Origin of the sequence: Alkalibacterium pelagium (assembly GCF_900109325.1) — a bacterium.
Classification (GTDB): domain Bacteria; phylum Bacillota; class Bacilli; order Lactobacillales; family Carnobacteriaceae_A; genus Alkalibacterium; species Alkalibacterium pelagium.
In genome coordinates this window covers 47,549-71,834 of record NZ_FNZU01000002.1, presented here as the reverse complement: position 1 = coordinate 71,834, position 24,286 = coordinate 47,549, and the positions used below count along the sequence as shown (strand labels likewise).

At 44.0% G+C, this 24,286-nt stretch carries 20 protein-coding genes and 1 pseudogene; 20 read left to right on the top strand and 1 reads right to left on the bottom strand.

Annotated elements, in window-relative coordinates; all coding sequences use genetic code 11:
- Positions 1 to 19: 19 nt before the first annotated feature.
- The gene (locus tag BMX79_RS02035; protein ID WP_091478695.1) at positions 20 to 616 is read right to left on the bottom strand and encodes a lysophospholipid acyltransferase family protein; all 597 of its coding nucleotides are present in this window, start codon (positions 614 to 616) and stop codon (positions 20 to 22) included.
- A gap of 238 nt (positions 617 to 854) precedes the next feature.
- Between BMX79_RS02035 and rpsB the strand changes: the two genes are divergently transcribed.
- The 20 genes and pseudogenes from rpsB (at position 855) to grpE (ending at position 24,278) form a co-directional block, all read left to right on the top strand.
- Positions 855 to 1,613, top strand: coding sequence for a 30S ribosomal protein S2 (gene rpsB / locus BMX79_RS02030; protein WP_091478694.1), 759 nt, complete (start codon positions 855 to 857; stop codon positions 1,611 to 1,613).
- Positions 1,614 to 1,658: 45 nt separating this feature from the next.
- Positions 1,659 to 2,543 carry a translation elongation factor Ts gene (tsf, locus tag BMX79_RS02025; protein ID WP_091478692.1) on the top strand — a complete coding sequence of 295 codons (885 nt, stop codon included), beginning with the start codon at positions 1,659 to 1,661 and terminating at the stop codon, positions 2,541 to 2,543.
- Positions 2,544 to 2,640: 97 nt separating this feature from the next.
- Entirely contained in the window at positions 2,641 to 4,035 is a 1,395-nt protein-coding gene (locus BMX79_RS02020; RefSeq protein ID WP_091478691.1) for a flavocytochrome c, read from the top strand.
- 116 nt (positions 4,036 to 4,151) lie between these two features.
- On the top strand, positions 4,152 to 4,880 hold the full coding sequence (gene pyrH / locus BMX79_RS02015; RefSeq protein ID WP_091478689.1) for a UMP kinase: 729 nt from the start codon (positions 4,152 to 4,154) through the stop codon (positions 4,878 to 4,880).
- A gap of 32 nt (positions 4,881 to 4,912) precedes the next feature.
- Positions 4,913 to 5,434 (top strand): ribosome recycling factor, encoded by a 522-nt coding sequence (frr, locus tag BMX79_RS02010; protein ID WP_218025342.1) that lies wholly within the window; start codon positions 4,913 to 4,915, stop codon positions 5,432 to 5,434.
- A 374-nt stretch (positions 5,435 to 5,808) separates the two neighbouring features.
- A complete protein-coding gene (gene uppS, locus BMX79_RS02005; protein WP_371862053.1) occupies positions 5,809 to 6,534 on the top strand; it encodes an undecaprenyl pyrophosphate synthase in 726 nt (241 codons plus the stop codon).
- Between the two features lie 24 nt (positions 6,535 to 6,558).
- A complete protein-coding gene (locus BMX79_RS02000; protein ID WP_091478685.1) occupies positions 6,559 to 7,338 on the top strand; it encodes a phosphatidate cytidylyltransferase in 780 nt (259 codons plus the stop codon).
- A 22-nt stretch (positions 7,339 to 7,360) separates the two neighbouring features.
- On the top strand, positions 7,361 to 8,626 hold the full coding sequence (rseP, locus tag BMX79_RS01995; protein WP_281282333.1) for an RIP metalloprotease RseP: 1,266 nt from the start codon (positions 7,361 to 7,363) through the stop codon (positions 8,624 to 8,626).
- A gap of 24 nt (positions 8,627 to 8,650) precedes the next feature.
- Positions 8,651 to 10,363, top strand: a complete 1,713-nt coding sequence (locus tag BMX79_RS01990; protein WP_091478682.1) for a proline--tRNA ligase — start codon at positions 8,651 to 8,653, stop codon at positions 10,361 to 10,363.
- Positions 10,364 to 10,454: 91 nt separating this feature from the next.
- Positions 10,455 to 14,786 carry a PolC-type DNA polymerase III gene (locus BMX79_RS01985; protein WP_091478680.1) on the top strand — a complete coding sequence of 1,444 codons (4,332 nt, stop codon included), beginning with the start codon at positions 10,455 to 10,457 and terminating at the stop codon, positions 14,784 to 14,786.
- 163 nt (positions 14,787 to 14,949) lie between these two features.
- Positions 14,950 to 15,420, top strand: coding sequence for a ribosome maturation factor RimP (gene rimP / locus BMX79_RS01980; RefSeq protein WP_246117621.1), 471 nt, complete (start codon positions 14,950 to 14,952; stop codon positions 15,418 to 15,420).
- Between the two features lie 39 nt (positions 15,421 to 15,459).
- Positions 15,460 to 16,498: pseudogene (gene nusA / locus BMX79_RS01975) on the top strand (transcription termination factor NusA); the annotation flags it as partial.
- 520 nt (positions 16,499 to 17,018) lie between these two features.
- Positions 17,019 to 17,315 (top strand): RNase P modulator RnpM, encoded by a 297-nt coding sequence (rnpM, locus tag BMX79_RS01970; RefSeq protein WP_091478677.1) that lies wholly within the window; start codon positions 17,019 to 17,021, stop codon positions 17,313 to 17,315.
- On the top strand, positions 17,305 to 17,604 hold the full coding sequence (locus BMX79_RS01965; protein WP_091478676.1) for a YlxQ-related RNA-binding protein: 300 nt from the start codon (positions 17,305 to 17,307) through the stop codon (positions 17,602 to 17,604). Before rnpM ends, BMX79_RS01965 begins: the two co-directional genes overlap by 11 nt.
- Positions 17,605 to 17,625: 21 nt before the next feature.
- The gene (gene infB, locus BMX79_RS01960) at positions 17,626 to 20,094 is read left to right on the top strand and encodes a translation initiation factor IF-2 (RefSeq protein ID WP_091478674.1); all 2,469 of its coding nucleotides are present in this window, start codon (positions 17,626 to 17,628) and stop codon (positions 20,092 to 20,094) included.
- A 48-nt stretch (positions 20,095 to 20,142) separates the two neighbouring features.
- Entirely contained in the window at positions 20,143 to 20,499 is a 357-nt protein-coding gene (rbfA, locus tag BMX79_RS01955; RefSeq protein WP_091478673.1) for a 30S ribosome-binding factor RbfA, read from the top strand.
- Positions 20,500 to 20,617: 118 nt separating this feature from the next.
- The gene (truB, locus tag BMX79_RS01950; RefSeq protein ID WP_091478671.1) at positions 20,618 to 21,532 is read left to right on the top strand and encodes a tRNA pseudouridine(55) synthase TruB; all 915 of its coding nucleotides are present in this window, start codon (positions 20,618 to 20,620) and stop codon (positions 21,530 to 21,532) included.
- Positions 21,533 to 21,544: 12 nt separating this feature from the next.
- Complete coding sequence (locus BMX79_RS01945) at positions 21,545 to 22,501, top strand: bifunctional riboflavin kinase/FAD synthetase (RefSeq protein ID WP_091478670.1); 957 nt, start codon at positions 21,545 to 21,547, stop codon at positions 22,499 to 22,501.
- Positions 22,502 to 22,655: 154 nt separating this feature from the next.
- On the top strand, positions 22,656 to 23,684 hold the full coding sequence (hrcA, locus tag BMX79_RS01940) for a heat-inducible transcriptional repressor HrcA (protein WP_091478668.1): 1,029 nt from the start codon (positions 22,656 to 22,658) through the stop codon (positions 23,682 to 23,684).
- A gap of 21 nt (positions 23,685 to 23,705) precedes the next feature.
- Positions 23,706 to 24,278: a nucleotide exchange factor GrpE gene (grpE, locus tag BMX79_RS01935; RefSeq protein WP_091478666.1), complete on the top strand. Its 573-nt coding sequence runs from the start codon at positions 23,706 to 23,708 to the stop codon at positions 24,276 to 24,278.
- Positions 24,279 to 24,286: the final 8 nt, after the last annotated feature.

The following is a 24,286-nucleotide window of genomic DNA, read 5'->3' as shown; positions in this document are numbered from 1 at the left end:
GTCTGGATAAGGCTTTTTCTTATTTGTTTTCTTCAGAATCTAGAGAGACGAACGCATCCTGTATTTTTTCGGAGTAATAAGCAGTGACATCCTTGACGCCTTCTATTTTTCGTTCAACCATGAACGGTTCTCCGAAACGGACTGTTGCTTTCTGACGTTTCAGCAGGTCTTTGAATGTATATGGTCCGTGGTAGACAACAGGCACGATCGGTTTTTTACTCATTTTAGCTATTGTAACAGCGCCACCTTTAAGTTCAGTGGAGTGACGGGTACCTGTCGGGAAAATGACCAGTCCCAGATCAGATTCTTTCAGAATTTTAACCGGTGTCTTGATGGCACTTGGGCCAGGATTTTTTCGGTCAACAGGAAAAGCATTCATTTTTATAATCAGCCATTTAAAGAGCGGGTTCTTGAAGAGTTCTTTCTTAGCCATGAAACTAAATTGTTTAGGCGAGGCGGCAAGGACTAAATAAACCGGATCGATCCACGAGCGGTGAGGTGCTATAAGAATGTAGTTATCGTCTTTAGGCAGGTTTTCTTTGCCCTGGACTTTATATCGTCCATTCAAAGTTAGTATGAGCAGTCTTACAATTAATCTTATAAATGAAAAAAACACTGAGGTCCACTTCCTTTTTATGTTCTCAGTATAGTATGCGATAGAACGAGAAAATGTGCAAGATTAAATTCACAGGGTGTTGCGTTTTTAGAGCTTATGTAGTATACTTAACAGCGGTGCAAAAAGCACCACATTTCACACCTGAGTGGATGGATTGAATGGTGCTCTATTGCCATGGAGTGTTCAAACAGATGAAGCTCGGGGAGGAAAAATATAAAACCAAATGGAGGAATGACAAATGGCAGTTGTATCAATGAAACAATTATTAGAATCAGGTGTTCATTTCGGTCACCAGACTAGACGCTGGAACCCAAAAATGAAACCATATATCTTTACAGAAAGAAACGGCATCTACATCATCGACTTGCAGAAGACTGTTAAGCTGATCGACCAAGCTTACAACTATGTACGTGATATTGCAGAAGATGGCGGAACAGTTCTTTTTGTTGGAACTAAAAAGCAAGCACAAGATGCGATTAAAGAAGAAGCTCAAAGAGCTGGTGCTTACTACATCAACCACCGTTGGTTGGGTGGAACGCTAACTAACTGGGATACAATCCAGAAGCGTATCAAGCGTCTTAAACAGATTGAAAAAATGGAAGAAGACGGAACTTTCGATGTCCTTCCTAAAAAAGAAGTGGGTATTCTGATCAAGGAACGCGATCGTCTTGAAAAATTCTTAGGCGGAATCAAAGATATGCCTAAGCGTCCTGACGTATTATTCATCGTTGACCCAAGAAAAGAGCACATTGCTGTTAAAGAAGCTCAAAAACTTAATATTCCAATCGTAGCAATGGTAGATACTAACTGTGATCCAGATGAGATCGACGTTATTATCCCTTCAAACGACGACGCTATCCGTGCAGTCAAATTATTGACTAAAACTATGGCTGACGCTGTTATCGAAGGAAACCAGGGAGAAGAAGGCTTTGAAGAAGAAGCTAAATCTGATTCTCTAGATGAAATCGTTGAAGTCGTCGAAGGCGATAACGAGTAATCATCGCTTTTTGCCGGATCGATATACGACTAAGGAGGAATTTTTGTGGCAAACATTAAAGCAGCTCAAGTAAAAGAGTTACGTGATAAAACTGGCGTTGGAATGATGGATGCGAAAAAAGCATTAGTGGAAACTGATGGAGATTTAAACGCAGCTGTTGATTATCTGAGAGAAAAAGGTGTGTCTAAAGCAGCTAAAAAGGCAGACCGTATTGCGGCTGAAGGACTGGCTAACGTTCACATCGAAGGTAATGTTGCAGCTATTGCAGAAATCAACTCAGAAACAGACTTCGTTTCTAAAAACGACAAATTCCAGAACCTTGTAAAAGGTATTACTAAAACTGTAGCAGCAAACAACCCTGCATCTGTAGAAGAAGCACTTGCTTTGGATATGGGTGGAGACTCAATTCAGGATACAATTACTGAAGCGACTCAGACTATTGGTGAGAAAATCACTCTTCGTCGTTTTGCTGTTGTTGAAAAAACTGACAATGATGTATTCGGCGACTACGAGCACATGGGCGGACGCATTACTGTTCTTTCTACTATTGAAGGAACTGATGATGTAGAAGTCGCTCGTAACGTATCTATGCACATTGCGGCAATCAATCCTAAATTCATCACGCGTGAAGAAATTTCTCAGGAAGAAAGAGATCACGAACTGAACGTGTTGACTGAACAGGCTAAGAATGAAGGAAAACCTGCAAATATCGTTGAAAAAATGGTACAGGGACGTCTGAACAAATGGTTGGCAGAAGTTAGTCTTGTTGATCAGCCATATGTTAAAGATCCAGACAAAACTGTTGGTGAGTACTTGAGCGAAAAAGGTGCATCAATCAAATCATTCATCCGCTACGAAGTGGGAGAAGGAATTGAAAAACGTACTGAAGACTTCGCAGCAGAAGTTCAAAGCCAATTAGGCAATAAATAAGTATGTAGATAAAGAGCAGGGGTGTTTGATCCCTGCTCTTTTTTTGCAAATTATGACCATGTATTTACATAAGGTTTATGACTGAACGGAGGGCCATATGACTTCACATATTGAACAGCTTAAAAATCAGTACGACATAATCATTGTAGGCGCAGGTGCAGCGGGTCTGTCAGCAGCGATTCAAGCTGAAAACTCAGGTGCCAGTCCCGTCATTTTTGAATGTATGCCTAGTGTGAGAGGGAACAGTATCAAGTCGTCTGCGGGAATGAATGCTTCAGAGACAAAATTTCAGAAAGCTCAGGGGATAGAAGACAGTCAGTCTCTTTTTTATGAAGAGACATTGGCTGGAGGAAACCGGACAAATGATGAAGACCTGTTGTCCTTTTTTGTTAAAGAATCCTCAAGAGCAGTCGATTGGCTTGATTCAATGGGTATTACTTTGTCCAGTCTTACAACCACAGGCGGAATGTCTGTAAAACGGACTCATAGACCTTCGGATGGCTCTGCTATTGGAGGCTACTTGATGAAAGGGCTGATGCGTATAGTTGAAGAGAGAGGCATTCCTCTGTTTACTTCTGCGGAAGTCACACGTCTGTCTACAGTAGAAAAGTCTGATCAAGTCGACGGGGTTTATGTAAAGGTAGACCAACAAAAAGAACGATTTATAAAAGCTGAAACTGTAGTTATAGCCACTGGTGGTTTCGGCAGCAATTACAGAAAAATTGAAGAAGTGGCCCCGAATTTTTCCAGGCTCATCACTACCAATCATGAGGGGAGTCAAGGAAGCGGGATCGATATGGTAAAGGCTGTCGGAGGAAAAATCAGAGATCTTGATCAGATTCAGATCCATCCAACCGTCCATCAGAAGAGTCGCTTCCTGATGACGGAGGCGATAAGAGGAGAAGGGGCCATACTGGTTTCTCTGTCAGGTAACCGCTTTGTCAACGAAATGGACCGTCGAGATGTCGTGTCACAGGCTATCATGGACTGTCCGGAACAGAAAGCTTTCCTTATATTTGATGAACAGCTGAAAAAAAGAGTGCCTGCAATTGGGTTTTACGAGTCGAAAAATATGGTTTACAAAGCGAATGATTTGCGTGATCTCGCTGAACAGACCGGCATAAAAAAAGTAGAACTAATAAAGACACTCTTAGGGTGGAATCAGTCAGTCACCTGCGGATCAGACGAACGGTTCCACCGATCTACTGCTATGGATCATCCTATTGGAACAGGTCCATTTTATGCTATAGAAGTAGCTCCTGGGATCCACCACACGATGGGTGGCATAAAAATCAATACAAGAACTGAAGTGGTCAAAGAGGGTGGCGGTGTGATCAAAGGCTTGTATGCCGCCGGGGAAACCTGTGGGGGACTGCATGGTGAAAACAGGATAGGGGGCAATGCGATTGCTGAAACTATCGTTTTCGGAAGACAGGCAGGAAAGCAGGCAGCAGAATACGCTTTACGAAACGAAGGAAATATACCTGAATAGACTGATAATTATTTCAGAACGTTGTATAGCTGCACCGAATACCTGTTAATTTTTAATGACCTTGTACTTGTTATGTGGTAGAATAAAAATGTATGAATTATGGAGGGAACGATTATATGGATGAACCGAAATACAAGCGAATCGTACTGAAACTTAGTGGAGAAGCACTTGCTGGAGATGCAGGATTCGGCATACAGCCGCCAACTATTCATGAAATCTGTCAGGAAATTAAAGATGTACATGAACTGGGCGTTGAAATCGCCATTGTTGTGGGTGGCGGGAATATCTGGCGTGGTCATGTTGGAGCTGAAATGGGTATGGAGCGCTCACAGGCAGATTATATGGGTATGATCGCTACGATCATGAATGCTCTGGCTCTTCAGGATTCACTTGAAAATGCCGGTGTACCGACACGCGTTCAAACATCGATCGAAATGCGTCAGGTTGCTGAACCATACATTCGCAGAAAAGCTATGCGTCACCTTGAAAAAGGCCGTGTCGTCATTTTTGCCGGTGGAACGGGCAGCCCGTACTTCTCAACAGATACTACTGCAGCGCTTAGAGCAGCAGAAATGCAGGCAGATGTTATCATGATGGCCAAGAATAATGTCGACGGTGTTTATTCGGCTGATCCGAATATCGATGCCAATGCCGTTAAATACGAAGAACTGACTTACCTGGATATCATAAATAAATCTCTTCAAGTAATGGATACGACAGCGTCCTCTTTGAGTATGGACAACGATATTCCATTAGTCGTATTTAATCTGAATAAAAAAGGCAACATTAAACGTGTAGCCCTAGGTGACACGATTGGGACTACTGTAAGGAGGAAGAAACAGTGACTGAAGCAGTTTTGAAAGACACACAGGCAAGAATGAAAAAAGCGGAGCAGGCATATGTAAGAGAACTTGGAAGCATTCGTGCAGGACGCGCGAATCCAAGCCTGCTGAATCGTATCAACATTGAATATTATGGCGTACCGACACCTTTAAACCAGGTGGCACAGATATCTGTACCTGAAGCACGTGTACTGCTTATTACACCATACGATAAAAGTGCACTTGGTAATATTGAGAAAGCACTAAATCAGTCTGATATCGGCATACCACCAGCAAATGATGGGAACGTCATCCGGCTTGTCGTACCGGCACTTACAGAAGAAAGAAGAAAAGACATTGCTAAACAGGTAGGCAAAGAAGCTGAAAATGCAAAAATTGCCGTAAGAAATATTCGCCGTGATGCAATCGACTCATTGAAACAGGCTGAAAAAGATGGAGATTTGACTAAAGATGACCTTCACCATTACGAAGAAGAAGTTCAGAAACTGACTGATGGCAGTGTCAAAGCAATCGACAAGCTATCTGTAGAAAAAGAAAAAGAGATTTTAGAAGGATAAAAAAAGGAGAGTAGCTGAAGCGTCTTTAAGGAATGTACCACATCATCCTTAAAGAGCAGAGCTGACTCTCCTTTTGCTTTATAGTTTACTGATAATATATTTGTTCACTAATTTAGTAACAACTGAAGTAATGACTATGCTGATAATATATTTTCTTAATCGTCTCATATGGACATCCTCCTTAATATTAAATTAACACTTTTCTGTTAGCTTACTTATAGTATAGCAAATCACTATACATACAGAAAACAGAACGTTTTAAAATATTCATAAACACATACTGATTTCTATAGCAATTTAAAAAGATTTTTACTACAATAGAAGAGATGTATATTTATTTCTAGGAGGGTATGGTGCATCAGGCACCAATCGATATGGTTGAAAATGGAGAAACAAATACACCTGCACACGTAGCCATGATTATGGATGGAAATGGACGTTGGGCAGAAAAACAGGGAAAAGCCCGCAAATTCGGACATCAGGAAGGTATGGAAGCAGTCAGACGAGTGACGATCAGAGCCAGTGAACGAGGAATCAAAGTGCTCACACTTTATGCGTTTTCTACCGAAAACTGGAAACGTCCTCCTCAGGAAGTCCATTTTCTCATGCAGCTGCCGATTCGTTTTTTCGATCGGTTCGTTCCTGAACTGCAGGAAAAAAATGTGAGAGTCAATATGATAGGGTTCGAAGAAAAAGTTCCTTCCTCAACACGAAAAGCGATCCAGAAAGCAATGGATCAGACCAAAGACAATGATGGAATGATTCTGAATTTTGCATTCAACTATGGCAGTCGTGCAGAAATTGTTAGAGCGACTCAATCATTATGTGAACGGGCTTTAAATGGCGAAATAAATATCAGTGAAATAAATGAGGAAATGATCGAGCAGCATCTGATGACCGAATCGATCACACCCTTTCAGGATGTGGATCTTCTGATCCGCAGCAGTGGGGAACAGAGGTTAAGCAACTTTCTTCTCTGGCAGAATGCATACAGTGAGTTCTACTTTTCAGATCTTTTGTGGCCTGATTTTGATGGAGACATTCTGGATGAAGCTTTATCATGCTATACGAACCGGCAGCGGAGATATGGGGCTGTCTAGACTATCAGAAAGTCGAGGACAACAATGTTTAAACGTATATTGACGGCAGTTATTGCCTTGTTATTATTTATTCCTATCATTCTTTACGGATCATGGCCGCTTGAACTCCTGATGGGGGTGCTGGCTGTCCTGGGACTAAGTGAATTTCTGCAGATGAAAAAAATCAGCGTTTTCTCTGTGCCAGCTGTTCTTTCAAGCTTAGCAGTGCTGATGCTTGCCTTCAGCAGCAGATTGACGGGTATTTTCGGAGAAAATGTGATGATGACGACGATCAGTCTGCTGATTGTGTCATTATTTACCTATTCAGTCAACAAACTTGACTTCAAAGTTACACAGATTGGCTCGATCGTTCTGATGGCGACTTATTTAGGAGTGGCCTTCACGACTTTTGTATCTTTAAGAGCCTACAGTCTAACATTTATGTTTCTCGTCCTGCTTGTCATTTGGGCAACAGATACAGGAGCTTATCTGATCGGAAAACAAATCGGAAAAACCAAGCTGGCACCAAATGTCTCACCAAACAAAACGGTAGAGGGTGCACTGGGCGGCACGCTGCTATCAGCAGGAGTCAGTGCACTATATCTCTATTTTTTCCCGCTCTTTACGTCTTATCTGCTGTCCCTGCTGTTCATGATCATGATTTCAGCAATCGGTCAGCTGGGTGACCTCATTGAGTCTAAAATCAAAAGGGAATATGGAGTCAAGGATTCAGGCAATCTGCTGCCGGGACACGGAGGAATACTGGATCGGTTTGACAGCCTGCTGCTGGTATTGAATGTATTATTTATTATCGGATTACTATGAGAGATAAAGGAGATTTTCTATGATTCAGACTATTCTTGCGTTTGCCCTAGTATTTGGAATTATTGTCATTATTCATGAATTTGGTCATTTTTATTTTGCAAAACGTGCAGGCATTCTAGTAAGAGAATTTGCTATCGGGTTTGGACCGAAAATCTTCCATCATCGTAAAGGGGAAACAACGTATACCATCAGGCTGCTGCCTGTAGGCGGATATGTGCGGATGGCCGGCTATGAAGAAGAAGCTGACATTCGACCCGGCATGACCGTCAGTTTATCTCTGGATGACATGGATATGGTCGAAAAAATCGATCTTCAGTCGAAAGACGAGGCCCTTGATACGGTTCCTCTCGAAGTGACCGCCTTCAATTTTGATGAAAACCTCTTTATAGCTGGACGCGTCGGCTTCGATACTGAAGTCAAAAGCTATGAAGTAAAGCGCGACGCCCTTTTAGTAGAAAAAGACGGGACCTTGCTCCAGATTGCTCCGAAAGATCGTCAGTTTCAGAGTGCGTCATTAGGCAACCGGATGATGACCAACTTTGCCGGTCCGATGAACAACTTCATACTGGCAATCATTGCATTTACAGCCCTCGCTTTTCTGCAGGGTGGGGTCCCTTCACAGGAGCCTTTGATTGGAGCAGTCGAAGAAGGCTCTCCTGCAGCTGAAGCCGGTCTTGAAGAAGGAGACCGTATTATTTCCATCGATAATGAAGAAGTCGGCTCGTGGAACGAAATGGTCCTGATCATTCAGGACAGTCCTGAAGAAGCTATGACTTTCGACATAGAAACAGTCGAGGGAGAACGTGTCGAGCAGATAATTACACCTTACAGTTTCGAATCGGGTAATGAGGTAGTTGGTCGAATTGGCATTGGAACATATGTAGACGACAGCCTGACAGCCAGGCTGACCTTCGGATTTACAGAAACCTGGTTTATTGTAACTCAAATTTTCACATTACTCGGATCGTTCTTTACTGGGGGCTTCAGCGTCGACCAGCTTGGCGGACCTGTCGCAATTTATGCTACAACTGAGGCAGTTGTTCAAGCAGGTATTTTCGGTCTGATTAGCTGGATTGGGTTTTTAAGTGTGAATCTAGGTATTATGAACCTGCTTCCCATCCCGGCACTTGACGGAGGGAAACTGCTGCTTAATATTATCGAAGGGGTACGGAAAAAACCATTAAGTCAGGAAAAGGAAGGATATATCACACTTATCGGGGTCGTGTTCCTACTTATCCTCATGCTATTAGTCACATGGAATGATATTCAGACATTCTTTTTAAATTAACCACTAAAGGAGACAGCCGTTTATATGAAACAGTCAAAATTATTTGCACCTACATTAAGAGAGGTACCAAATGATGCTGAAGTAATCAGTCATCAACTGCTTTTGAGAGCAGGATACATCAGACAGGTATCTTCAGGGGTATACAGCTATCTGCCACTGGCATACCGTGTCATCGAAAATATCAAAGCAATCATTCGTGAAGAACTGGATGCTATTGATGGATCAGAGATGCTTCTTCCCGCTCTGCTACCTGCAGACTTATGGAAGGAATCCGGACGGTATGAAACTTACGGTGAAGATCTGATTAAGCTCAAAGACCGTCATGAACGTGACTTCATTCTGGGGCCGACTCATGAAGAAACATTTGCCAAACTGATCAGTGAAGAAATCAAATCTTACAAGAAACTGCCACTGCACCTTTATCAGTTCCAGACTAAATACAGGGATGAAAAGCGTCCCCGTTTTGGTCTGATGCGCGGAAGAGAATTTATTATGAAAGATGGCTACACATTCCACGATCATTATGAAAGTCTGGATGAAGCTTACGATCACATTGCCCAGGCCTATACAAAAGCTTTCGAAAGACTTGGGCTGAATTTCCGCTCGATTATCGGTGATGCAGGGGCTATGGGAGGAAAAGACTCCGTAGAATTTATGGCTCTGGCAGATGCTGGGGAAGATACTGTTGTGTATTCCGACGGCAGTGACTATGCAGCCAACTTGGAAATGGCGTCAAGTGCTTACAAGCAGTCACCCAATACAGATGTCTTGCTGGAAATGAAGGAAGTAGATACGCCGGATACAACAACGATTCAGGATCTATCTGAATTCCTTAATTTGCCAAAAGCTCAGCTGATCAAAAGTGTGCTCTACATGGCAGATAATGAGACACCTGTACTTGCGATCGTCAGAGGAGATCAGGAAGTTAACGATATCAAGCTTAGAATCGCCATCGGAGCTGAAGATGTCGTGCCTGCAGAGGATGACCAGATCAAGTCAGTCTTCAAGACTGTACCGGGATACGTTGGACCGGTCGACCTCTCTGAAGAAGTCCGAATAATCGCAGACCTGCATGTACAGGATGTGGTCAACGGAGTGACAGGAGCGAATAAAGAAGGGGTTCACCTGATCAATGTCAATCCAGGTCGAGACTTTTCTGTTGAATCGTTCGCCGATATCCGTACAGTTAAGGAAGGCGACCCTTCTCCTGACGGGAAAGGCAGCCTGAAATTTACCAAGGGAATTGAAATCGGGCACATCTTTAAACTGGGAACACGCTACAGCGATGCTATGAATGCTACCGTTCTTGATAGTAACGGCAGACAGACACCAGTTATTATGGGAAGTTACGGCATCGGAGTCAGCCGCCTGCTTTCAGCTATTGCTGAACAGTATGCAGATGAAAAAGGACTGGTATGGCCAGCTGCTGTTGCCCCATTCGATCTGCACATTATTCCTGTACAAGTGAAAAATGACGAGCAGAAGGAACTGGCTTTCCGTCTTTATGATGAGTTCAAGTCTAAAGGATACAGAGTACTTCTGGACGACCGTAAAGAGCGTCCAGGTGTGAAATTCACAGATGCAGAACTGATCGGTATTCCGGTTCAGCTGACGGTAGGTAAAAAAGCAGCTGAAGGTATAGTAGAAATAAACATCCGTAAGACGGGTGAAATGGTCGAAGCTAGACTGGATGAAGTTCAGCAGACCATCGATATTCTAATGAGCAGTCAGAACTAATTAAATGATTAAAATGAAAACTGAGGCATTTACTGTCTCAGTTTTCTGTTCTATAATCGTAGGAAAGTAACAGGAGAAAGAAGGATTTACTTTGAGTTTAAACAAAACTGAACTGTTTCAGACACTTCTTAAACAGACAAAAGTCGAACTAAGTGATGAAGATAAAGAATGGATACATAAGGGTGAAGTTGAGTCTGTCACCGTCTATAAAAGCGAGAAAAAGTGGGATCTTGTTCTGACATTCCCCAATATTCTGCCTTACCGCCTCTATCTGACCATCAGCCACGCCATCAGAGAATCATTTAAAGCGATCTGTGACGTGAACCTGACTGTTCGGACAACCGATCCTACTATCACGGTTGAAAAAGTGAGAGACTACTGGAATGAAGCCTGCAAGCAAAGTGGTGTTGACTCTCCGATCTGCAACCAGGTTTTTTCAGAACGGTTTCCCGTTTTTAAAGATAAAAAATGGCTGTTCATTATTGACCAGGAGCTTGTTTTCGATAAATATGATAAAGAATTCCTGCCTCAGATCAGCAAGGCCTATCATAAACTGGGCTTCCCAGAAACCTTTGCAGTCAAGGCTTTAGTAGATGCACAGGCCAGTCAGGATAAAGTCAACGAATTCAAACTTAAAAAAGAAGAAAACGACCAGTTGATGGCTCAGGAGTATACGAAAATGATCGAAACTGCTGAGAAGAAAAAAGAGCAGTCTAGAGAAGACACTCATAGCGGACCGATTAAGCTGGGACGAGCTATACCTGCTAACGAAGAAGTCAAACAGATGATTGAAGTTGTTGAAGAAGAGAGACGGATTACGCTTGAAGGGTATGTGTTCGATTCTGAAGTCAGAGAACTTCGATCTGGCAGAAAACTGCTTCTAATGAAGATTACCGATTATTCTTCATCTTTTACCTGCAAGAGATTTTCAAACAATGAAGCAGATGAAGCTCTTTTTGATGCGATCAAACCAGGTATCTGGGTGAAAGTGAGAGGGAGTATTCAGGAAGACACATTCATGAGAGATCTTGTGATGAATGTTCAGGATATTACACAGACCTTCCATGCAGAAAGAGAAGATACGTACGAAGGAGACAGTAAACGTATCGAACTGCATGCCCACACAAACATGAGTCAGATGGACGCTATTTCCGGAGCGTCTTCACTGATTGAACAGGCTGCAAAATGGGGACATGAAGCCATTGCGATCACGGACCACGGGGGCGGCCAGTCGTTTCCAGAAGCCCATTCTGCAGGGCAGAAAAACAATATCAAGGTTATTTACGGGCTGGAGGCAAATCTGGTCGATGACGGCGTGCCTGTTGCCTACAATGAAAAACACTTGAACCTGAATGAATCGACCTATGTCGTATTCGATGTAGAGACCACTGGACTTTCAGCTATTTATGACAGCATCATCGAGCTCGCGGCTGTTAAAATGCATAAAGGCAATGTAGTTGAAGAATTTCAGGAATTCATCGATCCGGGTCATCCACTGTCAGAGACGACGGTTCAGCTGACAGGGATTACCGACGATATGGTGCGAGGTTCCAAGACCGAAAAAGATGTTCTGGAGCGGTTCAGAGCATTCTCTGAAGATACGATTCTGGTTGCTCACAATGCCTCATTCGATATGGGCTTCCTGAACACGGCATACAAGAAACACAAGATGGATGTATCGACTCTTCCTGTCATTGATACACTTGAATTTTCACGGTTCATCAATCCGACGTTCAAAAGTCATCGACTTAACACACTGGCTAAACGGTTCAAGGTCAATCTCGAACAGCATCACCGTGCAATCTATGATTCACAGACGACCGGTAATCTGCTCTGGATCTTTGTAAAAAAAGCACAGGAAGAACATAATATCCATTTTCATGATGAGCTGAATCAGTTCATGGGTGAAGGCGACGCGTATAAACGCTCCCGGCCAAGTCATGTGACCTTGTGGGCAAGTTCCCAGACCGGATTGAAGAATCTGTTCAAACTGATCTCGACGTCTCTGGTGGACTATTTTTATAGAGTTCCGAGACTGCCTCGTTCTGTACTGGAAAAACACCGGGAAGGGATTATTGTCGGTTCGGGTTGCGCAAAAGGGGAAGTCTTTGAAGCCATGATGCAGAAAGGCTATGAAGAAGCTCGAAAAGTTGCAGAATTCTACGACTATCTGGAAATCATGCCTAAGGAAGTATACAGTGACCTGATTCAACGTGAGCTGGTCAGAAGTGATGCTGATCTGGAAGATATCCTGACAAATATGATCAAACTGGGTGAAGAGCTGGACAAGCCGGTCATTGCGACGGGGAATGTCCACTACATCCATCCAGAAGATGCTGTTTACCGTGACATCCTGATGGAGACACAGTCATCAGTTGCTTCGTCACCAGGAAACAATCCAGCTGTTCACTTCAGGACAACAGATGAAATGATGGACGCGTTCCGCTTCCTCGGAGAAGACAAGGCACGTGAAGTAGTCATTGAAAACCCGCAGCTTTTAAACCTGCAGGTCGAAGAGGGCATCACACCAGTAAAGAAAGATCTCTTCACTCCTAAAATGGAGGGTGCCGAAGAAGAAATCAGACAGATGAGCTACGATAAAGCTCACAGTCTCTACGGAGATCCGTTGCCGGAAATCATCGAAGCACGGCTTGAGAAAGAGCTGGACAGTATCATCGGGAACGGGTTTTCCGTGATCTACCTGATTTCTCAGAAACTGGTGCATAAGAGTATCGAAGATGGGTACCTCGTTGGTTCAAGGGGATCGGTCGGTTCGAGTTTCGTGGCAACGATGACAGGGATCACAGAAGTTAATCCAATGCCCCCACATTACCGATGTAACAGCTGTCAGTACTCTGAGTTCTTTACTGAAGGAGAAGTTGGATCAGGGTTCGATCTACCAGAGAAACCCTGTCCGAACTGTCAAGCTGACTTATACAGAGACGGACAGGATATTCCGTTTGAAACTTTCCTTGGCTTTAAAGGGGATAAAGTCCCCGATATCGATTTGAACTTCTCAGGAGAGTATCAGGCAACAGCGCACCACTATACAAAAGAGCTATTTGGTGAAGAATATGTCTACAGAGCCGGTACGATCGGTACGATTGCAGACCGGACGGCCTTCGGATTCGTTAAAGGATTCGAGCGGGATCATCAGCTGCATTATAGATCAGCCGAGATCGACCGTCTGTCCAAAGGACTGACAGGTGTCAAACGGACAACCGGACAGCACCCTGGTGGAATCATTGTTATTCCGGACTATATGGATGTCTATGACTTCAGTCCAGTACAGTATCCAGCAGATGATCAGGAATCTAAATGGAAAACGACGCATTTCGATTTCCATTCCATTCATGATAACGTGCTTAAACTGGATATCCTGGGACACGATGATCCGACAATGATCCGTAAGCTGCAGGACCTTTCAGGGATCGATCCTCTGGACATCCCTGTCAATGATCCTGGCGTCATGAAACTCTTCAGCGGCACAGAAGTTCTCGGAGTCACTGAAGAACAGATTTTCTCGAAAACGGGGACCTTGGGTGTTCCGGAGTTCGGGACCCGTTTTGTTCGACAGATGCTCGAGCAGACCAACCCGACGACTTTTGCCGAGCTGCTTCAGATCTCCGGGCTCTCTCACGGAACGGATGTCTGGCTGGGAAATGCTGAGGAACTGATCAGAATGCATAACATCCCTCTGGCTGAAGTGATCGGGTGTCGTGATGACATCATGGTCTACCTTCAGCACCAGGGGCTAGAAGATGACATAGCCTTCAAAATAATGGAGCATGTGCGTAAAGGTCGGGGGATACCGGATGAGTGGCAGGCGGTCATGCGTGAAGAAGACGTGCCGGAATGGTATATCGATTCCTGCCTGAAGATCAAGTATATGTTCCCTAAAGCTCACGCAGCTGCCTACGTCCTTATGGCACTTCGGGTAGCCTATTTCAAGGTGCATTATCCGCTTTATTACTATGCCGCATACTTCTCCATCAGAGCCAGTGACTTTGATCTGGAAGCGATGTGTCAGGGGAAAGAGGGCATCAAGTCAAGAATGAAAGAAATTACGGATAAAGGGATGGATGCCAGCACAAAGGAAAAGAACCTGCTGACGGTACTGGAACTGGCTAACGAAATGGTCGAGCGCGGCTTTGAGTTCAAGATGGTCGATCTGGACAAATCACACGCCACTGACTTTATCATTGAAGACAATGCACTGATCGCACCATTCAGAGCTGTCCCCTCTCTTGGAGCTAGCGTAGCAGGAGCGATTGTAGAGGCGAGAGAAGACGAGCCGTTTCTTTCGAAAGAGGATCTTTCAAGAAGAGGGAAAGTATCAAAAACCGTAATGGAATATCTGGAAACAAACCAGGCTTTAAAAGGACTTCCAGATGAAAATCAGCTTTCTTTGTTCGACATCTAGTCTGATGCCCTTAAAGTTGCCTTGTTTAGGCAGGTGTGGTACACTAGTAGACGAATCGAGCGAGATAGACCGTGTAAAGAGTGAGCGAATCCGCTCACTCTTTTTCACAGCCTTGACGAATGCTGCGACAACATCGTACTCATTTGAGAGGAGAGTGAAGTATTTGAATACAATAGACAAAGTAAGAGAACTGTCAGAGCCATTGGCAGATGAATTAGGATACGAACTAGTAGATGTAGAATACGTTAAAGAAGGTAAAAACTGGTTTTTAAGATTATACATCGATAAAGAATCTGGTGTCGATCTTGATGACTGTGCACTGTTCAGCGAAAAAGTTGGAGAGACACTGGATGCCATTGAACCAGACCCGATTCCGCACGCTTATTATCTGGAAGTGTCCTCACCGGGAGCGGAACGACCTTTAAAAACAGAGGAAGATTTCGAGAAAGCTGTCGGCAAGTACATCTATGTGGCATTAAATGGTGAAATAGGAGGATTCGATGCCTATGAAGGCCATTTGAAATCCTACGACGGCGATGAACTGGTCATGGAAGTAATGATCAAGACACGTCGCAAAGAACTGGTTCTGTCTAAAGGTCAGGTCGCTAAGGCGAGATACGCCATCGAATTTTAATTCAGATAAAAAGTAACTACTTTATAAAGGGGTATAAATATGAGTAAAGAATTGGCAGCTGCTCTTGAGACACTTGAACAGGAAAAAGGCATCTCCAAAGAAATCGTGATTGACGCACTGGAAGCTGCACTCGTTTCAGCCTACAAGCGTAACTATGGGACATCTCAGAACGTCGAAGTGATCTTTGACGAAGATACCGGTACGATAACGGTCAACCAGGTTAAAGAAGTGGTAGAAGATGTGTATGACTCACAGCTGGAAATCAGTCTGACAGAAGCACGCGAGCGAAACAAAGCTTACGAAGTCGGAGATAAAATCAAGTTTGAGGTGACGCCTAAGAACTTCGGACGTATTGCAGCTCAGACAGCTAAGCAAGTAATCATGCAGCGTATGCGTGAGGCCGAGCGTTCAATTATCTACAACGAATATATTGCCTATGAAGATGATCTGATGACAGGTACAGTCGAGCGTCAGGACAGCAAGTTCATCTACATCAACTTAGGAAAAGTGGAAGCCGTGCTTTCCAAGCGTGATCAGATCGAAAACGAAACGTATGCGACACATGACCGCATAAAAGTTTACGTCAGCAATGTGGAGAACTCGACAAAAGGACCTCAAGTCTTTGTCAGCCGAACACATCCGAACTTGATTAAACGTCTCTTCGAGCAGGAAGTTCCTGAGATTTATGATGGCATAGTAGAAATCGTCTCGATTGCCAGAGAAGCTGGTGACCGTGCGAAAATTGCTGTGTCCTCCCGAGATGAAAATGTCGACCCTGTCGGAACGTGTGTCGGACCAAGAGGGGCTCGTGTACAGGCAATCGTTAATGAGCTGAACGGTGAAAACATGGATATCGTCGAATGGGACAAAGACCCTTCAGTCTATATCAAAAATGCATTGAATCCGGCTCAGGTCATTGATGTTCAGTTCGATGAAGATCAGCATTCCTGTGTGATTGTTGTTCCTGATTATCAGCTGTCACTGGCTATCGGTAAACGCGGACAGAATGTTCGCCTGGCAGCAAAACTGACTGGATTCAAAATCGACATCAAATCCGAGTCTGATATGGAAGCTCTTGCCAAAGAAGCAGAAGAGCTTAAAGACGATTCGTTCTTCGATGCTTTGAACAATGATAGCGAAGAAGCAGTGCAGCAGGCAGATGCTTTAGCTGATGCTGATACACTGTTTGCTGAAGATGAAACGACAGAAGTTGAACCACTTGATGAAGAGGAAGTCTCTGATGCAGGAGATTCTACTGTTTATGCTGAAGATAATGACCAGCTGGATGCACAGCCGGGAGAACCTGTTATGGAGACAGATTTTCAGTCTGGTGAACTTGACTCCAGCGATGTAGAAGATCTGATCGAATTTGCTGAAGAACGAGACGGCAGAGGCGAAGAGGACGCAACCGAAGCATCAATGGAAGAAATCGAAGAAGCGACATTCTCAGAAGATGATGAGTATACATTAGCTGATGGTGGCGAAGGTGAACCGCCATTTACTGACACAGAAAAGAACACATTCCCTGAAAATCAGGAAACTACATTTTCTGATGATGAGAACCTGGGAAGTTAAGAGATCAATTAAGGTGGGCAGTCATGCAGAATCGTAAAGTACCAATGAGAAAATGCATTGCATCTGGAGAAATGAAGCCTAAGAAAGAGATGGTACGTCTGGTCCGCAGCAAGGACGGGATCGTATCCATTGATCCTTCGGGCAAGAAAAATGGCAGAGGAGCCTATATTTCTCTTGACACTGCGCTGGTTCATAAAGCGAAAGACAAAAAACTGATCAGTCAGGCGCTGAACGCAACGATCGAGCAGTCGTTTTATGATGAACTGATCGAGTATATCGAGTACAGACAAGCGCGGATGGAAATTGAAAATGAACAATAAACAACGTGCATTAAATCTGATAGGCCTGTCCCAGAGAGCCGGTCAGCTGATATCTGGAGAAGCCTTGGTGCTTCAGGCAGTCAGATCTAAAAAAGCAAAAATAGTATGTTTGGCATCAAATGCAAGTGAGAACACGAGAAAGCAATTTTTGAATAAGTGTGAGTATTACAACGTCCCAGTTGTAACAGAGTTTTCCAGAGAAGAGCTCTCTCATGCTTTAGGGAAGGATCGGACAGTATGCGCCCTTTTAGATAAAGGCTTTGTGCATTCCCTTCAAAAATTGCTGTAAAATGAATGGGAAGGTGATTAAATGGGCAAAAAAAGAGTCTATGAATTCGCGAAGGAAAATGACGTACCAAGCAAGAAAGTACTGGAAACAGCTAAAGGTATGGGGATCAAGTACAGCAGTCACATGTCAACAATGAACGACGGAGACGTGGACAAGCTGGCTAAAGCAATTAAGGAACCGGCTAAACCTCAGAAAAAAGCGGAATCTTCCCAGTCTGAGTCAAAAGCATCTGCTCAGAATACAAGCAGATCGGACAACAGCAGAAAGACTGGCCAGGCGAATCAGAATTCAAATCGCAATCAGCAGAGAAAACCCGCTGATTCAAATAGGTCACAGCAGAACAACCGACCGGCTCAATCGAACAAATCGAATCAGACTGGTAACTCAAACAGACCGAACAACCGACCAAATAGTAAGTCTTCTGACAATCAGCCAAGCAATAAGTCAGAAACTAAATCCAACAATAGAAAAGGACAATCCAACATAAATAAGTCTAATACCAAACCATCATCACAAAATAGAAATACGAATAAAAAACCGGACGCTAGCCGTGCAGGGGCAGATGCGCCTAAACGTACTACTGACGAGAAACAGAAACAGCAATTCGACAATAAGAAAAAACGTAACTCGCGTCAGCACCGCGGGATTCATGGCGGACCTGCAGGACGCAAGCGTAAAGGGAAAAAGAATCAGAAGTCACAGACACCTCCAACACCACGTAAATTCAAAGAGCTTCCTAAAGTCCTTGAATATACTGATGGCATGACGATCGTCGAGCTGGCTAAGAAGATTCACCGTGAACCAGCTGAAATCGTCAAGAAGCTGTTCATGATGGGAGTCATGGCTACTCAGAACCAGTCCCTGGATAAAGAAACTATCGAACTTCTTGCTACCGAATACGGTATGGAGACGGAAGAAAAAGTTCAGATCGATCTGACTGACTTTGATACCTTCTTTGAACAGGAACCAGTAGAAGAAAACCTTGTTACCCGTCCGCCGACTGTTACTATCATGGGACACGTCGATCACGGGAAAACGACTTTACTAGATACTCTTCGTGAAACGAATGTAACAGAAGGGGAAGCTGGCGGAATTACGCAGCATATCGGTGCTTATCAGGTTGAAGAAAACGGGAAGCTGATCACTTTCCTGGATACGCCAGGACACGCTGCCTTTACAACTATGCGTGCGCGAGGAGCAGATATCACAGATATCGCAATCATCGTAGTGGCAGCTGATGACGGAGTAATGCCACAGACGGTTGAGGCAATCAACCATGCTAAAGCAGCTGGCGTACCGATCATCGTAGCGGTCAACAAAGTCGATAAGCCTGGTGCCAATCCGGACCGCGTCATGCAGGAACTCACTGAATACGAACTTGTTCCAGAAGACTGGGGCGGAGATACTATTTTTGTTCAGATTTCAGCACTATTCAACCAGAACCTGGAAGAACTGCTTGAAATGATCCTGCTTGTCGCAGAGGTAGAGGAACTGAAAGCTGATCCTAAACGTCTGGCTATCGGTACTGTTATCGAAGCAAGACTGGACAAAGCTAAAGGACCGATTGCTACCCTGCTTGTTCAGGAAGGAACACTGAGACAAGGTGAGCCGATCGTTGTCGGTAATACGTTCGGACGTGTCCGTACAATGACCAATGATAAAGGCCGCCGAGTGAAAAGTGCCGGACCTTCTGCACCAGTGGAAATCACTGGGTTGAACGAAACACCACAAGCTGGAGATCGATTCGTTGTCTTTGAAGATGAAAAGACAGCACGTCAAGTCGGTGAATCCAGAGCGTCTGCAGCTACAGAAGCGCAGCGTTCGACTACAAATAAAGTGACGCTTGAGAATCTGTTCGACAGCCTGGAAGAAGGCGAACTGAAATCAGTTAACGTTATCGTCAAAGCTGATGTACAAGGTTCGGTTGAAGCTCTTGCTGCCAGTCTTGAGAAAATTGAAGTTGAAGGCGTCAAAGTCAACATTATTCATACAGGTGTAGGTGCGATTAACGAAAGTGATATTACTCTAGCCTCTGCAAGTTCTGCCATCGTCATCGGCTTCAATGTTCGTCCGACGATTCAGGCCAAAGAAAGTGCAGATCGTGAAGAAGTGGATATCCGAACACACCGTGTCATCTATGATGCGATTGATGAAATCGAAGCAGCAATGACAGGTATGCTGGATCCTGAATTCGAAGAGAAAGTTACCGGTCAGGCTCAAGTAAGAGAAACGTATGCTGTTTCTAAAGTAGGAACGATTGCCGGATGTTTCGTTACTGACGGAGTGATCAAGCGTAACAGTTCCATTAGACTGATCAGAAATGGTATTGTACAGTATGAAGGGGAACTTTCAAGCTTGAAACGATTCAAAGATGACGCAAAAGAAGTAAGAAACGGATATGAATGTGGATTGACGATTGAAGGCTATAACGACATCAAAATGGATGACGTGATCGAAGCGTACGAAATGGTTGAAATCGAAAGAAAATAAAATTATCCCATCAAATCCAAAATTATTTAAAAAGGACAGGTGAATACATTGCCGAACTATAGAGTAGGTAGAGTATCTCAGGAAATTCAGAAGGAAGTAACAGACATTCTCCGTAAACGAGTAAGAGATCCTAGAGTTGATGGAGTAACTGTAACAGGTGTAGACGTCACAGGCGATCTTCAGCAGGCTACGATTTTTTACAGCACGCTGTCTGAGGAAGAGAGTGAAATTAAAAGCACTCAGGAAGGTCTCGACAAAGCAACTGGACTGGTTCGTAAGGAACTGGGCAGCCGTCTGACTCTGTACAAGACACCTGAACTTAAATTTTCAAGAGATGAATCGATTGCTTATGGAAACAAGATCGACTCACTTCTCAATCAAATAAAAAAAGAACATGAGGAATAAGTTTCTCTAACCAAATAAGCGATCAACTGAGCAGTAAAGAAGAGAATCTTTGTTATTAAGACATCGATTCTCTTTTCTTTTGCCAGTACATATATAAGTGGGTCAGAAGGAGGATATCATGGAAGGGATACTGCCTATATGGAAAGAAGCAGGAATGACCAGTCATGACGTGGTATTTAAGCTGAGAAAGATATTAAGGACAAAAAAGGTGGGTCATTCCGGAACTTTGGATCCTGATGTAGATGGAGTGCTTCCGGTAGCAATAGGAAAAGCCACTAAGATGATCGAGTACATGATGGACTCTGACAAGATCTATACTGGAGAAATTACATTAGGCTATTCAACAACGACTGAAGACCGCTCTGGAGATATCGTAGACCGTAGAGCTGTTTCAGAAGCAATTTCCCTCGAATCAATCGATGAGGCGCTTGCTGCGCTGACCGGTAAAATTGAGCAGACACCTCCAATGTATTCCGCAGTCAAAGTCAACGGGAAAAGACTTTACGAGTATGCGAGAAAAGGAATCGAAGTAAACCGTCCGACGCGTACTATTGAAGTTCATGATTTTCAGAGGACGTCAGATCCAGTGTTTGATGAAAAAGAACAGACTCTCCGGTTCACCTTCGAAGTCCGTTGCGGAAAAGGGACTTACGTGCGTACACTGGCTGTAGATTTAGGCCAGGCCTTAGGTTATCCCTCACATATGTCTCAGCTTACCCGGACATCCAGTGGAGGTTATTCCAGCGAACAGGCCTTCACTTTAGCTGAAGTAAAGCAGCTTATGGAAGATAACAATATAGACGAGGCACTTTTTCCACTGGAAAGTGTGCTGACGGAAATAAAGAAACACGAGCTGACGGAAGAAGAATATGCCAAGGTCAAGAATGGCGCACTTATGGATAAAGCAGACTATACACCGGATGAATCTGACCGGCTTGTTTTTATGAAAGAAAACAGAGCGGTCGCTATATATGGCTCACATCCAAGTAAAAGTCAGTTTATCAAACCGATAAAAGTCTTACGAAATGAATAGTAGGTGGAACTCATGGAAATTATAAAGATTCATCACCCATATGATAAAAAAGATATATACTCCGGCGATATCGTTCTGATCCTGGGTTTCTTTGACGGGGTGCACCGCGGACACCAGGCGGTCATAAAAAAAGGCGTACAGATTGCAGCTCAAAAAGGGATAAAATCGGCGGTCATGACATTCAACAGACATCCGGCTTTCGTTTACCGCAGCTTCGATCCGGATAAGCATAATTATCTGACTCCGCTGGATCGAAAAGAAAAGATCATGGAAAATTTAGGTGTGGATATTCTTTATGAAGTCGATTTCACATCCAGCTTCGGTCGTCTCTCACCACAGGAGTTTGTCGATGAGTACATTGTAAACTGGAACGCCAAAATTGTCGTGGCAGGATTCGATTATACTTATGGCAAGGCACATTTGGCCAATATGGATACCCTGCATACTTACGCTGACGGGCGTTTTGATATTATGAAAGTAGAAAAAATGCAGGACGACCGAGATAAGATCAGCTCTACCCGTATCAGACGCTATATCGGTGAAGGTCAGATTGAACGGGCGAACAATCTATTGGGATACGTCTATGAAACCAGTGGCTTCGTGATTCACGGGGATGCCAGGGGAAGAGACTTGGGCTATCCTACTGCAAATATCTATCCACACCCGTATGTCATGGTGCCTAAACGTGGCGTCTATGCTGTCAGAATGCGCGTCAATGGAAAATGGCATGATGGTATGGCCTCAATAGGCTACAACCCGACATTCGGTCATCGGCCGAGCTATTCGATCGAAGTCCATCTCTTTGATTACAGCGAAGAGATATACGGCGAAGATGTTTCTGTCAAATGGGTGTCATATCTGAGAGACGAGATCAAGTTCGACTCTGTCGATGCTCTTATCGAAAGACTGGATCAGGATGAGATAGAAGCGAGAGAGAGTTTGGCAAAGGTCAAAATAAATCAGATTTAATTGTTGACAGACAAGTGTCTATTTGATAAATTATAAATGTGTTAGCACTCGGTTTGTTCGAGTGCTAATTTAATGAATGAATTGAAGCGGTGTGAGTGCTCAGCCAGTAAATTATTACGTTTGAGGTCTGTCTTCGTGCCAAGGAGTGATGCACATGCTGACAAAGAGGCAAATAAATATACTTGATGCTCTCATCAGACTCTATACGTCTACAGGGCATCCAATCGGGTCGAAAACAATCATGACTGAAACGGCTATCGATGCCAGTTCAGCTACAATAAGAAATGAACTGAGCTTTCTTGAAAAACTTGGATTCATCCAGAAAACCCACTCGTCTTCAGGACGTGTTCCGTCGATGAAAGGGTACAGGTATTATATCGATCATCTCGTGAAACCTCAGGAAGTAGCGAAGGACAAGCTACAGATCATTAATGAAGTCCTTGGTAACCATGTCAAGCAGATGGATGATATCATGAACCAGTCAGCCAAGCTTCTGTCCGACTTGACCAGTTACACTGCCATCGTTCTTGGACCGAAAGCTGAGTCCAGTCGACTGACCGGATTCAGGCTGGTTGCCTTGAATGATAATCTGATCATGGCGATTGTTCAGACAGATGGCGGACTGATCGAGAATAAAGTCTTCAGACTGCCGAAACCGATCGATGAGTCTGATCTGGTCAAAGTGGCCAATATATTCAACCAGCATCTGGTCGGCCTGCCATTAATGGAGGTCGCGAGAAAACTGGAAAAGGACATTCCGTTTTTAATCAGAAAGTACGCGTCCAATGCGATGGATATGTATCTGTCGCTTGAATCGGCGTTCAATGCTTCTGCAGAAGACCGCTATCATGTTTCCGGCAAGATGAATCTGCTGGATTTCACTGAAGATATGGACAAACAGCAGCTTAAATCCTTATATTCTCTACTGGACAATAAAGGAAACCTCAATGTGCTGATCGATCCGATTCATGAAGATTTCGTCGTGAAGATCGGAGACGAATTCGACAACGAATTGTTTACCAACTTCAGCCTGGTGACCGCAGCCTATCAGGTCAGCGGCCATGGCCGAGGGATACTTGCCGTGTTAGGCCCGACCAGCATGTCCTACGATGAGACATTCGGCGTGCTGGACGTATTCAGAAAACAGCTGACACACACACTATTAAATTACTATCTGGAATAATAAGGAAAAGAGGAATGTCACGTGGATGAAAAAGATGAAAAAGAGTTGAATGAAGACGTATCGTCGGAACAGGAAGAAACAGCTGACGAAGACGTTCAGATTGAAAGCGATGAGCAGTCCACAGAAGAAGAGAGCAGCGGCTCTTCTGAACTGGAAGAAAAGCAGAAAGAACTGGACGACATGACAGACAGGTATTATCGTCTTCAGGCAGAACTGGCAAACATCCGCAGACGTAATCAGCGGGACCGCGAAGATCTTCTTCGCTACAGCTCACAGTCTCTGGCGAAAGAACTGCTTCCTGCACTGGACAATATCGAGCGTGCTTTAAGTATCGAAGTCGATACTGAAGCAGGAGAAAACCTGAAAAAAGGTATTGAGATGGTCTACAACAGCCTGCAGCAGGCTTTGGAAAAAGAAGGCATTGAAGTAATCGATCCTGTTGGAGAGCCGTTTGATCCCAACTATCACGAAGCGTATACGCAAGTACCTGCAAATGAGGATCAGGGCAGCAATGAAGTGGCTCAAGTATTTGAAAAAGGCTATAAACTGCACGACCGTGTGTTACGTGCAGCCAAAGTATCAGTTACACTATAAAAAAAATT